The organism is Alteromonas abrolhosensis (assembly GCF_001953635.1).
In the GTDB taxonomy this organism is placed as follows: domain Bacteria; phylum Pseudomonadota; class Gammaproteobacteria; order Enterobacterales; family Alteromonadaceae; genus Alteromonas; species Alteromonas abrolhosensis.
The window spans coordinates 1-14342 of sequence record NZ_MEJH01000004.1; the positions used below are offsets into that span (position 1 = coordinate 1).

General features: G+C 45.1%; 13 protein-coding genes, 1 tRNA gene, 1 pseudogene and 1 riboswitch. Of the genes and pseudogenes, 12 read left to right on the top strand and 3 right to left on the bottom strand.

What is annotated here, in order from left to right; translation table 11 throughout:
- Together BGK61_RS07485 and BGK61_RS07490 are read right to left on the bottom strand one after the other, a co-directional pair.
- Window positions 1–197, bottom strand: a pseudogene (locus BGK61_RS07485) (IS3 family transposase); the annotation flags it as partial.
- Between the two features lie 235 nt (window positions 198–432).
- Window positions 433–2694 carry a tRNA(Met) cytidine acetyltransferase TmcA domain-containing protein gene (locus BGK61_RS07490; RefSeq protein ID WP_076011519.1) on the bottom strand — a complete coding sequence of 754 codons (2262 nt, stop codon included), beginning with the start codon at window positions 2692–2694 and terminating at the stop codon, window positions 433–435.
- Between the two features lie 59 nt (window positions 2695–2753).
- On the opposite strand from BGK61_RS07490, the gene BGK61_RS07495 reads away from it, so the two are divergent.
- The 9 genes from BGK61_RS07495 to BGK61_RS07535 all read left to right on the top strand — a co-directional run bounded on the left by BGK61_RS07495 (window position 2754) and on the right by BGK61_RS07535 (window position 10263).
- The gene (locus tag BGK61_RS07495; RefSeq protein ID WP_012517742.1) at window positions 2754–3179 is read left to right on the top strand and encodes an acyl-CoA thioesterase; all 426 of its coding nucleotides are present in this window, start codon (window positions 2754–2756) and stop codon (window positions 3177–3179) included.
- Window positions 3180–3309: 130 nt separating this feature from the next.
- Window positions 3310–3413, top strand: a riboswitch (TPP riboswitch).
- A 55-nt stretch (window positions 3414–3468) separates the two neighbouring features.
- Window positions 3469–5559, top strand: coding sequence for a TonB-dependent receptor (locus BGK61_RS07500; protein ID WP_014997705.1), 2091 nt, complete (start codon window positions 3469–3471; stop codon window positions 5557–5559).
- Window positions 5560–5576: 17 nt separating this feature from the next.
- Complete coding sequence (locus BGK61_RS07505; RefSeq protein WP_014975943.1) at window positions 5577–5840, top strand: hypothetical protein; 264 nt, start codon at window positions 5577–5579, stop codon at window positions 5838–5840.
- Window positions 5840–6484, top strand: a complete 645-nt coding sequence (gene pnuC / locus BGK61_RS07510; RefSeq protein WP_014948709.1) for a nicotinamide riboside transporter PnuC — start codon at window positions 5840–5842, stop codon at window positions 6482–6484. The genes BGK61_RS07505 and pnuC overlap by 1 nt, the downstream gene beginning before the upstream one ends.
- Entirely contained in the window at window positions 6441–7292 is an 852-nt protein-coding gene (locus BGK61_RS07515; RefSeq protein WP_234349461.1) for a phosphotransferase, read from the top strand. The genes pnuC and BGK61_RS07515 overlap by 44 nt, the downstream gene beginning before the upstream one ends.
- A 211-nt stretch (window positions 7293–7503) precedes the next feature.
- Window positions 7504–7580, top strand: a tRNA-Trp gene (locus tag BGK61_RS07520).
- Window positions 7581–7887: 307 nt separating this feature from the next.
- The gene (locus BGK61_RS07525; protein WP_076011521.1) at window positions 7888–8616 is read left to right on the top strand and encodes an alanine acetyltransferase; all 729 of its coding nucleotides are present in this window, start codon (window positions 7888–7890) and stop codon (window positions 8614–8616) included.
- A gap of 8 nt (window positions 8617–8624) precedes the next feature.
- The gene (gene rimI / locus BGK61_RS07530) at window positions 8625–9122 is read left to right on the top strand and encodes a ribosomal protein S18-alanine N-acetyltransferase (RefSeq protein WP_076011522.1); all 498 of its coding nucleotides are present in this window, start codon (window positions 8625–8627) and stop codon (window positions 9120–9122) included.
- 205 nt (window positions 9123–9327) lie between these two features.
- Window positions 9328–10263, top strand: coding sequence for a DMT family transporter (locus tag BGK61_RS07535; protein ID WP_076011523.1), 936 nt, complete (start codon window positions 9328–9330; stop codon window positions 10261–10263).
- A gap of 1 nt (window position 10264) precedes the next feature.
- Here the strand turns inward: BGK61_RS07535 and BGK61_RS07540 are convergent, their stop codons facing one another.
- The gene (locus BGK61_RS07540) at window positions 10265–11161 is read right to left on the bottom strand and encodes a LysR family transcriptional regulator (protein ID WP_076011524.1); all 897 of its coding nucleotides are present in this window, start codon (window positions 11159–11161) and stop codon (window positions 10265–10267) included.
- Between the two features lie 192 nt (window positions 11162–11353).
- Between BGK61_RS07540 and BGK61_RS07545 the strand changes: the two genes are divergently transcribed.
- From BGK61_RS07545 to dkgB, 3 genes are read left to right on the top strand one after another with little or no spacing between them, the layout of a single operon-like run.
- Window positions 11354–12553, top strand: a complete 1200-nt coding sequence (locus BGK61_RS07545) for an MFS transporter (protein WP_014948716.1) — start codon at window positions 11354–11356, stop codon at window positions 12551–12553.
- Window positions 12554–12563: 10 nt separating this feature from the next.
- Complete coding sequence (locus BGK61_RS07550; RefSeq protein ID WP_076011525.1) at window positions 12564–13472, top strand: TIGR03571 family LLM class oxidoreductase; 909 nt, start codon at window positions 12564–12566, stop codon at window positions 13470–13472.
- A gap of 21 nt (window positions 13473–13493) precedes the next feature.
- On the top strand, window positions 13494–14330 hold the full coding sequence (gene dkgB / locus BGK61_RS07555; protein ID WP_076011526.1) for a 2,5-didehydrogluconate reductase DkgB: 837 nt from the start codon (window positions 13494–13496) through the stop codon (window positions 14328–14330).
- Window positions 14331–14342 lie beyond the last annotated feature (12 nt).

Below are 14342 nucleotides of genomic sequence, written 5' to 3' on the forward strand. Positions count from 1 at the left end.
AGAAACTTAGGTGTTCCATCCGTCCAATTTAGACGACCATGCTTACGAAGCCAAACTAAAACCGTTGAACACCCCTGAATTCCGTAGTGGTCTTGTGCTTGTTTATATGTGAATTCGCCTTTTTCAACTTGGTCTACAACAGCCAATTTAAAAGCGAGGGAATAATCGCGTTGAGTTCTTTTGCTATTTGATTTCATTACACTCTCCAAATTAAGTTTGAAAAGTGTCAACGCTATTTAGGATGGGTCAGTTCTAGCTAAAAAGCCTCCTTCGGGAGGCTTTTTTTTGCCTGCATATCTGCAAACGTTAATCTTAACGGGGGCCAAGGCGTCGCAAAATAAAAAGCAACATTGCTAAGTACTTTGTACTGAGCTGAGACTTAATGACTTTTAAGCATTTCTATTCGCTGTATTCCCTGTATACACATCAGTGTTAGTCAAAAGCTGGTCGTAGGGCGTTTCTAATCCACATAGTCGCTTCTTTCAGGCCGGATACTTTGTGACCTTCATTTGTCAGCGTATTGCAGATGTATTTGATATCCATATCAGCATGACTTAATACCTCTTTTAAAAAGTACTGTGCATTAATAATTTCAACCATAGTTTTTAAAGTTGATTGTGCTGTACAGCTCTGTTTATCTATGTGGCTGTTATCGCATCTAGGCTGGTTAGTTATTTCGTGGCCCGCTATTTTACTCAGTATTGGCCACACATCCTCTAAGGTTCGTGTTCCTTGCGTAAAGTGCAACAGCTTGTTTTCGTAGGTAGTGAGAACGGTGTCAGGATACGTTTCAAGAGAAGTGTTGAGCTTGAAGCTCTCGTTCAGCGCTACTAACGCAGACACTAATTGTTTTGCTTTTTTGGTGTGCGGTAGTACTGCCAAAGCGCTGGTTTCACCACTGGCTTTATTCGGCTTACGCCCATAATCAACAATTTCAAAACCATTTCGTGTCCAAAAGTTGTCTAGCCGTTGTGTGGTTCCATAGGAAGTACAGATTGCATCAACACTTTGCTTTTGGGCTTCCTTGTTTACTTTCTTCAGTAAAAGACTACCAATGCCTTTGTCTTGTACCTTGGTATTCACAGCAATTCGGTTAATTCTCCAGTAAGCAAAGGTAGCGACTTTCGCTTCGGCAGATAGCAGAGTGAGTCGTTGTGCCCCCAGATGTCCTTTAGGGCGACGCTTTCCTGAGGCGATCCCAAATGCCGTATCCCGCAGATACTCACCGCCTTCTATATTTATAATGGCTGCTGCAATAACATAGCCACTCAGTTTTAGTATTGCGACAAGCACATCCGGGCTGTCCATTAATCGCATGAAATCATCTGGAGTGGTTTGATAATGTGCAAGTGCAAGTAGTGACATTATCTGCTGAAGTTCGAGTTCTTCGAGACTTGCAAACGTGCTGATGAAAAAATGGTATTTCTCTGTCGTTTTACCGTTACTTATCGCTTCGATTTTTCCTTGTGTAAAACAAGATTCATCATCTTCAAATAAGCACACGTTATTAAAAAAAGCTTCAATGGGATCATGTTCGAACCATCGTAACGGCGTTGATAGTCTTAGATGAATAGCTGATGGCGGTAAACTAGGGATGAGTTTGTGAATAAAGCCACTGCCTGAGCCTTCATAACCCAAAAGCGTAGTACTGAGCACCCACTGCTTGTGGTTGGCTATGATTCTGAATACATCCGGGAGGGGGATTGAAGCCGCTTCATCAACAATTACAACGTCATACTTTTCATCTTCTGTGGTATATAACGAGGCACTGTCAGGGGGCACCCATTTTACAATGCCTAATGTCGTTGTCTCATTCTTATCACCAAGGCTTAGTTGGCTTTGAATGTTAGCGGTGGATGGTTGTTGTGTTTTGACACCGGCTATTTCGTGCTGTTGAATACGTGAAAGCACGTTCTTCACATTATCGAAGCGATCACTGGTTAATAGTACATTTTTACCCTGTCTGATTAGGCTTTCAATGAATATACCTAATAATGATGACTTGCCTCTGCCTCTTGGGGCGGTAATCAGCGCGTTTAGTTTATTAAGTGAGTGTGCTTGAAATAAACGACCGTATGCCTGCTCTTGCTCTTCTGATTTAAATAGTGAGCCTCTGTAGACGTTTGATGTTAAGCCTTGCCTAATACGGTACATAGCCGTATCTGGAAGCGTGGTTTTTTCTTCAGTGTGAAATGCCACGTAGTCGTTGTTGCGCAGGTGCTTTATAAAACGTTCGAGGTATCGACTCTGTGTAAGCGTAAACCCCTCCGACAGGAACGAGACCGAAATATTGTTAACCCATTTACTCAATGCAGGGCAAATAAGTATTAAACAACCACTGCGTTTAACGATACCCGCCACTGCCATCACGTCGCCAGGTTTGAACGAATCGCGACAGTCTAATGTGGCAATGTCACATTCGCTCCCCAGTACTTGTTTACGGTTCTTTCCTTTAAGTGTATCGCCAGTGAAATTCGCAACGCTTATAGATGAAACTTCATCTACAAAGGCTTGAACGTTACGTATGGCAGCTTCACAAAAATCGTCATTGCCAGATACAACAAGCATTCTCCGGTGAAGTGGGTAAGTCACGTATGATAGGTGTGAAGCGTGAGAGCTTCTTTTGCGGCCATTTTCGCCGCTATTTTCAAAGTAGGGGGCTAATAGCCATTCGCGTAATTGAGTTAGCGCCATGAATCAGTTTTTTCGGTATAATCTAACGCTATAGTAGCGATTTATTAAGAGGAATTCGAATGCGCTTTCTTTCTCGGCGTCTAGTTATGCCAAACGACCTTAATTACGCCAATTCTTTGTTCGGTGGCCGCGCGTTAGAATGGATAGACGAAGAAGCTGCAATTTGGGCTATTTGTCAGTTAGAGACTAATTGCTTGGTAACTAAGCATATTGGTGAAATTAGTTTCGAATCACCGGCTATGCAGGGTGATATCGTAGAGTTTGGTTTAGAAACTAAAGCTGTGGGCCGCACGTCTATTACCGTAAGCTGCTTGGTACGCAACAAAGCAACCAAGAAAACCATCTGTTTTGCAGACGATATCGTTTTTGTAAAAGTTGACCCTGATACGCGTCAACCAACGGCACACGGCAAAACGTTAGAAGGTTTAAAAGCACAAACTGACGATGAAGTACGTCGCCTAAATATGAATATTGATGCTGAATAGCCGAAAGCTTTCAACGCCTTATATCATATATAAAACCTTACGTTAGCTTAACGTCTTATCTGCTTGACGGCGTGTATCGAACTGGTAGACTCCGTCGCAGAAGTTGAGTTTGCTAGTTTTAGCAGCGCAACACTATACCAAGGGGTGTCCGTTTTCGGTCTGAGATCCACATTCGTGGGAACCCTTAAACCTGATCCGGATAATACCGGCGTAGGGATGGTTCACAATATAGCCTTATCACCTGCCGTTAGACCCGGATCTTTTTTCTTAAATAAGAATAAGAGATCCCATGTATAAAACACTTTTCACACTTTCACTGCTTGCTAGTTCCGTTGCGGCCTATGCGCAACAAACCAATGTAAGTAACACTTCAGATAGCACGCCATCAGATATTGAGCGAGTCGTTGTATCGGGTGATTTTCGTCAAACTACACTCGACCAGTTAAGTGCTAGCGCGACCATTTTAGATCAAGAGCGTCTTCGCAGTAGACAGCCGAGCCATATCGACAGTGTGCTAAACAGTATTCCAAACGTAAACTTTGCAGCTGGTGCGTCTCGCGGCCGCTTCGTGCAAATTCGCGGTATTGGAGAGCGCAGTCAGTTCGCCGAGCCTATCAATCCTTCTGTAAGCTTTATCGTCGATGAATTTGATTTTTCAGGCCTTGCTGCGGCAGGTCTTATTTTTGATACTAAACAACTAGAGGTATATCGCGGACCTCAGGCTACCTTATACGGCACTGGTGCATTGGCCGGTGCGGTTAAACTTTCCAGTAATGACGTGGGTAGCGACGCCCCAGACTACGTTGAAGCCCGCATTGGGAACAAAGAGAGTTACCGTGTTGAAGGCGCCACTGGTGATGATATCAACACGGATTGGGGTTATCGTGTTGCGCTGGTTCATAATCGTAGTGATGGCTTTGTAGAGAATACGTTCTTAAATAGAAGCGATACCGCGAAGATCGATGAAACCGCACTGCGCTTTGCCGTTGAAGGCAGCGTAGATGAGCGAACCACACTTGCACTTACTTATCGCTGGTACGATATCGATAACGGTTACGATGCATTCTCGCTAGACAATGACAACAAAACGCTGTCTGATGAACCAGGATTTGACGAACACCAAACCCACGCTGTTAGCGCGCGCTCTACAACCAATACAGCAGCGGGCGACCTTATTCTAATTGCCACCCATGCTTCTCACAATATTGCTTATGGCTACGATGAAGACTGGACATTCACAGGGTTTCACCCGTGGGGGTATACGTCTTTTGACGCCTATTATCGCGATGTAGAAACGCAGACCGGAGAGATGCGTTTCGTGTCGTCTGACAGTGCCGCACTTTTTGATGGTATGACTGACTGGACAATAGGCGTATTTTATAAAAGCACGGAAGAAAAGCTGCTACGTCAGTACACGTATTTGGATAGTGACTTTGCCAGTGAATACACGCCTACGACGACCGCTATCTATGCTCAGACTGAAAGTCGTTTGAACGAAAATTTAGTACTTGTAGCAGGGTTAAGAGTCGAAAACTACGATTTTGATTACGCTGATAACAACCAGCTCACTCGCGCGTTCGACACCACCATGGTAGGCGGAAAAGTCGCGCTTCAGTATACACAGGGCGATCACTTCTATTACGGCAGTATTTCACGCGGATATAAAGGGGCAGGCTTTAACCCCGACAGCCGCGTGAATGACAATCAGCGATTCTTCGACGAAGAGTATAACTGGAACTACGAAGTAGGCGTTAAGGGCCCATTACTTACGCCTGACCTAATTGCTCGCGCTGCAATTTTCTATATGGATAGAAAAGATACCCAGGTGAGCGATTTTGACGTTATCACTCGTGATGACGGTACGGCAGGGTTCGTAGATATTATTGATAATGCTGATTTAGGAACAAACAAAGGAGCCGAGCTGGAGCTTAGCTGGATTGCTAGTGATGCATGGCAGCTTGATGCAAGTGTTGGTTACCTAAGCGCTACCTTTGAAGGGTATACGCTTGCAGACGGTACTGAAGTGTCTGAGCAAAGACAGGCTCAATCACCTAAGTGGACCGCAAACCTGTATAGTGAGTACGCACTTACAGATAACGTGCTTTGGCGTGTAGATGTAGATTACAAAAGCGAATACCGTTTTTCTGACGGCCATGATGTAACCTCGCCAAGTACTACGCTGGTTAATTCGGAGATTGTGGTGTTACACGGTGATTGGCAGACATCACTGTGGGTACAAAATGCGTTTGATCGTGAGTACTACACCCGTGGGTTCGGTGGTTTCAGCAACGACCCTCGCGATGAGTATGCCTTCGATGAGCCATATTACCAAATAGGTAACGGTCGTCAGTTTGGCGTTACGGTAAAGTACGCGTTTTAAAATAAAAGGAAACAGACATGCAAGTTATGGTTGAACTGTCGTTGTACCCATTGGTTAACGAATACATTCCACCTATTCAAGATTTCATTGATAGGTTAAATAGCTACAGTGATATCACAGTGTCAACAAGTTCAACCAGCACGCAGGTTACAGGTGACTATGGTGTGGTTATGAAAGTACTTGGTGAAGAAATGCAAAGGACCCATGAAGAGGTGGGGCAGGCTATTTTCGTAGCCAAGTTCTTAAACTTCGATGCCATGCAATCTAGAAAATCATCTTAATGGCTAACTTTTTTTCTGAGTTCACTTCTCAAATTGCCGCTACTTCACTGTTAGAGTGGGTAGCGGTTGTCCTCGCTATTGCCTATGTGCTGTTAGCCGCAAAACAGAACAGCTGGTGTTGGCTGTGCGCCTTTGTAAGTACCGCAATTTACACCTGGCTATTTTGGCAGGTGACTTTGCCATTTCAGTCTGCGCTTAACTTCTTTTATATGATAATGGCGGGATACGGTTATTATCAGTGGTCGAAAGGGGCGGAAGACGGCGATGTTAAGCCAGTGCTTCATTGGCCGCTGTGGGCTCATTTGCTCATTGTGCCGAGTATGTTATTGCTCGCTTGGGTTCTGTCTGAGGTGGCAGGCTCACAGTTCAATAGTGAGTACCTACTATTAGATGCGAGTATCAATTTATTGAGCGTAGTCACAACATTTATGGTGGCGCATAAAATCCTGCAAAACTGGGTTTATTGGTTTTTCATCAATTTAGCGTCCGCCTATTTATACCTGCAAGTGGGTTATGCATTATCTGCTTGCCTGTTCTTAGGCTACGTTGGTTTTGCGGTATTTGGGTATTACCAGTGGCTAGTACAATATAAAAAACAAGGTGAACAGGTTGGATATCATCGCCACGCTGCAAAAGGCGCTTAATCTTAGCGACAGTGCGAAAATTTCGTCACACCCTGCTGGAGCGGTAAATCACGTTTATCGCGTTCAACAGCTCGCAGATAGTGAGTTACCCTTGATAGCAAATAACCTTCAAAGTAGTGGGCAACCAAAGTCGGATCACAACCCTGTCGATTTGGCCGTTAAATGGATGGGTAATGATGACTTTAGCGGTGTAAATCGTGCTCATCAGTTTGCATTGCAGCAACAGCTTTATAGGTTGGGAGTAGCGCCGCAACCCATATGGCTAAGCGATGATGAAACCATCTGGGTTGAGCAGTGGCTAGAGCACAGTGACAGTGCGACGCTTTCAATGCTTGAGCTGGCCAACACCCTCGCTCGTATTCATTCTTTGCCCATTACCGCTAGGCCATTAGATTTAGCATCAAGATGGCAGCATTATATTAATGTTGCACAGCTCGATATAAGCAGTGAGCTTTATCTAAAAGCCCAATCAATGCGGAAACAAGTAATAAAAAGTGAACAAGACGATGACGACTATGTGTTATGTCATAATGACTTGCTAACTAATCACGTATTACTGAGCGCAGATAACTCACTCAAAATTATTGATTGGGAATATGCCGCCATGGGAAACCGCTACTTCGATTTAGCAAGTTGCTGCCTTATCAATAAACTTGAACATAATGAAAGTAGAGAGCTGGTTAGGCATTACACCACGATTTTGAATATCGATGAGCACGACGCGATAGCGAAATTTGATCTGCACACCGAGATTGTCGCTATCACTAATGACCTGTGGTTTGCTGCGCTTAATGCCAATAGAGTTTAATTGTCGTAAACTGCTCCGCATTTAAAAGTGACGCAGCATAGAAGTCAGTTTAAAAGCGGGCAATAAGACAGAACACAGGTGATGGATAAAGCCTATTTGGTGTTATTCGATTGAAAAAACAGCGCATTGCGTGTTAATTAAGCATGCAGTGCATGGTAGTGATAAAAAGGCTTTACCTTTTTAATGTCATCCGTATAATGCACAGCGCGCTAGGGGTGTAGTTCGAATTGGTAGAACAGCGGTCTCCAAAACCGATGGTTGGGGGTTCGAGTCCCTCCACCCCTGCCACTTTCTCTTCTTGTGAACGTTTACGTTCAAATCCTAAATCGTTTCTTTGTTAAATTCTTCTTCAATTTTCTTGGTTTCTGTTGCTAGTGCTTAATTTGCTGCAGCTGTTTCATTTCTTCTTATACCAAGAGCTAGGCATTGTAAATTCGCAAATAATGCTTAAGACTCAACCCTTATGAATTAGCGCTTGAGCATTAAAGAGCAAGTACAATCCAAGCAAAAGAACGCGATAGTTATTCAACCAAGCCTGCAACTTTAGTAAACTAAACAAATATAATGAACTATTCACGTTAGGTGTTTTTACGCAATGTCTCTTACTTCATATCAGCAGGCGGTTTTACAGGAAATGGGGATCCCGGTTTGGATCACCAAAGACGCCTACACTGAGCTAAAGCAGGAAGACCGAGCGAAACAAAACAACGCCAATGCAGGACAACGCAACGTCGGCAGTACAAATAGTTCATCGACACAGTTACCCTACAGCCAAAACGCTCAAACCAATAGGCCGCCTTCAACGCCAATATCTCAAGAAGAAAAGCAATCACGTCTTGCTCAGTTGCGGGCAAATGTTGGCAGTAGCGCGAAAGATAAGGCTAAGCCTAAAGACGGCGGGGCAGCAAAACTTTCCACGCTTGGCGCGTCGCACAATGAAAGGAAAGTAGGGCAAACCGAAACAGGTGCTTCACAGTCACACAACATTTCGCCGTCTTTCGATAATGCGGTTACCTCGCAAGAGTCTTTAACAAAGTCTATTGCCGCAAAAGGGCCGGTATCGCCTGAAGGTATCCCGTTAAGTGCCGAACAGAAAGCAAAATCACAGCAATGGCTGAAGGACTTACAGCTAGCCTGTGTTCAGCTGGGTATACCGTCACAGTGGGCTAGCACCATAATGATTGGCCGTACGCTATCAGTAACCGAAACGGCCATTATATTGCCAGCCACACCGCTTAAACTCACAACTGTGCAAAAACGGGAGCTGTGGGCGCAGCTTATCAGCGCAGCACGCGCATTAAACCACTCCGCTAACGGCCAGTAGTCGCGTCGATGAAGTTAACAATCGTACCGCCACAAGGCTTTAACGAGCACATTGAACTTGCGCATGCTATCCATCAAGAGGCACAAGTGTCGCCTTGGAAACTAAGTACCTTCGCAGACTGTTTCACCAAACCCTATTACGGGGTGTTCGCCTTTGATAATGCTAAGATTATTGGCTATGCCATTATGCTTGAAGTCGTTGATGAAGCCACGCTGATGGATATTGCGGTAGACAGTGGCGCTAGAGGCAAGGGTGTAGGTCGCGCTTTAGTTGATTTTGTCATTGAGACATCGGTGAAAAATGCAATGCGTGAAATGTGGCTAGAAGTGCGTGAAACTAACCATACTGCTATTGCGCTTTACGAGAGCTCTGGGTTTGAGCATATAGAAACCCGCAAAAACTATTACCCCGTAAAAAGTAATGATGACGGGAATGACAAGAGTAATGGAAACAGCGCACAAAAAGAAAACGCTAAAATCATGAAGTGGACAAACCCAGCCTTCTAATATTCCCGTATAGCAAAGTTTCCACTGAGTTTTAAAAAGTTGACCATTTGGTCGATAAATTTGCGTGTTTGCACGGTCAGGAAGGTTTTAATCCCTTGCTAATTCACTTATATTTGCGCCCTTAAAATTCTCCGCCTACATTCAGCTTACCGGGCGGTAGAAACTTCTCTTAGCGCAGTTCGTGTAATTGGATTTTTTAAAACGCATGTCTTCATCATCGGTGGCGGAAAAAGAGCAATCAAAAGGCATTAAAATGCTTTTGGTTGCGGTGTTGTGTTTAGGACTTAACTGGCCAGGCATGAAATTAGGGCTTGAGATTGTAGGGCCTGTATGGATGGTGTGCTTGCGCTTCTTGTTAAGCCTTCCGGTACTCGCGCTGTTTGTACTTATCACCAAAAAACGTTTACCGGTGCTCAATCGTAAAGATCGCTCCGTGGTGTTTGTCGTTGCCTTTTTCCAGTTTATCCTATCAATGGGGCTTATTACTGTCTCACTGCAGTTTATTCCCGCTGGCACGGCGAGTATTCTTATCTACACCACACCGCTTTGGATGCTGCTTATCGACACCCTATGGTATCGGCAACGCCCGCCTTCTAAGCGATTAATTCTAACCGGTATATCTACCATTGGCTGTGCAATGATTTTATTTGCTTCGGGACAACCGGGCGCATGGCTACCGCTCTTTGGTATGTTGCTGGCATCTGCATTGTGGGCGGTCGCTATTCGAAGAGTGTCTTTTCACAAGTGGAAGGGAAGCGTCATTGAAGCTGTCTTCTGGCAGTTTACCATTGCAGGTTTCGCCATGCTTGCCATTGCACTGATGGTTGAGCCTACACCTAATTTTGGGGCTTACGATATAAGCGATTGGTTGTTACTGACGTATATTGGCCCAGTGGCAACAGGTCTCGGTTTTGGCCTCATGGTAGCGGCGGGGCCTAAATTACCCCCAGATAAGATTGTTCTTATTAGTACACTCACACCGATAGTAGGATATGTAAGCTCGGTGGTATTGCTCAAAGAAACGCTACTGCCTATGGTTATGGCCGGCGCAATATTAATGATAGCAGCGCTTATCGTTAATGGCCTTCCCCAAAGCACACTTAAAAAGATATTAGGTAAAGGCCACTCGAAACAAAGGTAAGTTAAAGAGTTAGTCGAGGCTGTATAAAATCTAAAAACGCAGAGATACGAGACGATACTGCACTATTTTTGTAATACACCGCTTGTACCGACTCTCTGCGGTTTGGACTGACGATATCGTCGCGAAATAGCTCTACCAGCGAACCTGCACTGATATCTTTGTGTACCATAAAGTGAGAAAGTAACGCGATACCTTGACCTGCCAAGCACAGCTGGCGAATAGTTTCGCCGCTTGAGGCACGAAGACTGTACTGCAAGTTAATATCTTGTTTGAGCGGCCATTTATTTAGACTTGGTGAGTCGCTAAAGCCAATCAGTTTATGTTTGTTTAGCGTGCTAATTCCACCTTCGTCTTCAGAGATGGGATATTTTTCAAGATACTGTGGGCTTGCCACAATATGCAGCTTACTTTTTCCTAAACGTCTGGCGTGCAAGTTAGAGTCGCTTAAATCACCAATACGTATTGCGATATCGGTTTTATGTTCCAACAGGTCGATAATGCTGTCGTGACTGGTGATATCGAGTGTTATGTCAGGAAATGCTTCTCGAAATTCACCCACTAACGGCGCTAGCTGGTGAAATACAAACGGGCTCGCAGCATCGACCCGAAGTTTTCCAGAAGGGGCGCGCTTTAATAGCCGCAATGCTTCTTCACCTTTTTCTAATATATTTAGCCCGTCTCTGGCATATTGAAGGAAAAGCTCACCTTCTTCTGTTAGTTCCAACCGTCTGGTAGTGCGATTCAATAAGGTTACATCTAAGCCATCTTCAAGACGGGTAACCGCTCTACTAACTTTTGCAACCTGCTGATTGAGTAGATTGGCAGCACTAGAAAAACTACCTGTATCCACAACGGTTAGGAACGCTTCTAAATCTTCAGTTCTTGATGAGACTGGCATCGCACACCTTATATTTTCAAATATCGCAAAAGTATTTTGTCATTAGTGCTGTTTTTTGCAAATAAATTTATCGTCAAACTGTACGCACTTTATTAATGGCTTTCAAAAAGCGGTGTAGTTGTTCGTTCTAGAAGCCAATGGTGGCGTTGTTAATCAAGCCATCTCGTTAATTACTTTTTGAGGATAATTGAAATGCCTATTGCATTATTTGCGTTAACGTTAAGTGCGTTTGCTATTGGCACAACAGAGTTCGTGATAGTGGGGCTTGTCCCCACCATTGCTACCGATCTTGGTGTTACGTTACCGAGCGCAGGCTTACTTGTGAGCTTGTACGCCGTTGGTGTTGCCGTTGGCGCACCGGTTCTTACCGCCCTTACGGGAAAGTGGAATAGAAAGCATGTTCTACTTAGCTTAATGGCGCTATTTGTGGCTGGTAATATTCTTGCTTGGCAAGCGCCTAGCTACGAGAGCTTAATTTTAGCTCGCATTTTGACAGGCTTAGCGCACGGTGTGTTCTTTTCCATAGGATCAACTATTGCTACAGGGCTAGTGGCGAAAGAAAAAGAAGCCAGTGCTATTGCCATAATGTTTACGGGCTTAACCGTAGCCTTGGTTACTGGCGTACCTTTGGGTACCTGGATTGGTCAAAACTTCGGTTGGAGAGCAACCTTCCTTGTGGTTTCCGCCCTTGGCACACTTGCGCTAATAGGCAGTGCGTTGCTGGTACCGAACAATCTTAAACAAAGTAAACCTGCCACCTTGAGTGAACAAATGAAGGTGTTGGTTCAGCCTCGTCTGGTATTAGTGTATCTAATGACGATATTGGGCTATGGCGGCACATTTACGGCATTCACCTATCTCGCTCCTATATTGCAGGAAGAGGCGGGGTTTGCGCCCTCAGCCATCAGCTTAATTATGCTGGTTTACGGTGTATCTGTCGCGGTGGGCAATATCTATGGCGGCAAGCTTGCTGACAAAAAAGGCCCAATCCGCGCGCTAACAATCATCTTTTCAGCCCTTGCAGTCATCTTGTTTGCCCTGACGTTTACCATGGGCAGTAAAGTTGCCGCAGTGATCACCGTTTTAGTGTGGGGCGCCTTTGCCTTTGGCAATGTTCCAGGACTTCAGGTGTACGTTGTTCAATTAGCAGAGAAGTTTACCCCTAATGCTGTTGATGTGGCGTCAGGTTTAAATATTGCGGCATTCAACATTGGCATAGCTGTGGGCTCAATTCTGGGTGGTGCAATTGTAGATGGTATGCAGTTATCTGATACCGCGTGGATTGGTGCAATTATTTCTGTTGCAGCGTTACTTGTTACACGTTACAGCGGCTACTTAGACAAGCGCGCACTCAGTACTGCGAATACGGCGAATAACACAACGAGCGCGTAGGGAGGTCATAATGACGACAAATACCTTTGATAAGCTTGCGCAACACACGTTCTCAGTAGGTGTAGAGCTTCCGCTAGATAACGACTGGGCGCATTTCGACGCCACAAAAGGTACGCCATTCGGCGTACCTGATATGACCGAGCATCACAGCCGTATTCAACTAGCCGACAAACTAGGGTTTAAAGCAGCGTGGGTACGAGATGTACCGGTTTATGATCCTAGCTTTGGGGACGCCGCTCAGGTTTTCGAAACCTTCACTTACCTGGGCTATTTAGCGGGTATCACAGACAATATTCTATTAGGCACAGCCGCTATTGTTTTGCCTCTTAGGCAGCCATGGCTTGTTAAAAAGGCGGCAGCAACGGTGCAGCAGCTAAGTAACGACCGCCTTATACTCGGTGTAGCCAGTGGGGATAGACCGGTTGAGTATCCGTTGTTCGATGTCGATTTTGACAGTCGCGGCGAGCACTTCAGGCAGTCACTTGAAATTGTAAAGCACGGTGAGAATTCCCTTAAGCCTGGCATGTCGCTGTTACCGCGTTCAACAACGCCGCCATTGTACGTTGCAGGGCTCGCTCAGCAAAGCCCTCAGTGGGTTGGAGAAAATATGGACGGTTGGCTGGCGTATCCAGGTACACCGAACGAGCATGTAAAGCGCGTAGAACTATGGAGAAGTGTCGCGGGCAATAAGCCTTACGTTAGTTTTATTCATCTCAATTTGGTTGAAGACCATGAAGCGCCCATAAAACGCCACCGATTCGGGGTTGAAACTGGTGTAAATGGGCTTATCAAAGAACTCAATGCAATGAAAGAAGCGGGGGTTGATCATATTGGCCTGCACTTCAGACGTAATACGCAACCAGTAGAAGACGCGATGCAGCGCATTGCTGACTACGTATTACCTCACTTTCATAAATAACGGAACCAACAAGGAGGCATCATGCCGAATGTAAAGCAGTCACAATCTAAAATTCCTTCGCTAGGTGTAGGCACGTTTCGCTTAAAAGACGATGAAGCCTATAACAGCGTGACAATGGCACTTGAAGTGGGTTTCCGTCATATTGATACGGCGCAAATTTACGGCAATGAAGAAGCGGTAGGTCGCGCTATTAAAGACGCTATTGCAAACAACCTTGTTGCACGTGAAGACCTTTACGTCACCACCAAGGTGTGGAATGACAAGCTGAATAAAGCAAGCTTTGTGGATAGCGTAAAAGAGAGTTTGGAAAAGCTTCAACTGTCGTATGTTGACCTGCTACTTATTCATTGGCCGTCACCGGAAAACGGCGAAAGCATGGAAGAGTACCTAGGTGAATTGCTGCGCGTTAAGGAGCTGGGACTCACAAAAGAAATTGGTATTTCTAACTTTACCGTGGCACAAATTGAAGAAGCGGTGAGTATCTTGGGTGAGGGCGTTATTTCCACGAATCAGGTAGAGGTACACCCTTATCTTACTAATGAAAAAGTGCGTGCAGCGTGTGAGAAACACGGTATCACAGTAACAGGATATATGCCGTTTGCTGTTGGCAAAGTGCTAAAAGACGAGACCATCATTGCAATTGCAGATAAGCACGGCGTGAGCACTGCTGAGGTAGTGGTAGCCTGGGAGCTGGCCCATGGTTTAGTCACTATTCCATCGTCGACTAAGCGCAAGAATCTGGAAACCAATTTCAAAGCGCTTGAACTTACCTTAGGCGCTGACGATATCGCAAAGATTGACGCGCTAGATTGTGGCGACCGTCAAGCTAACCCAGATTTTTCACCTGCGTGGGACTAATTTAATGTTGCC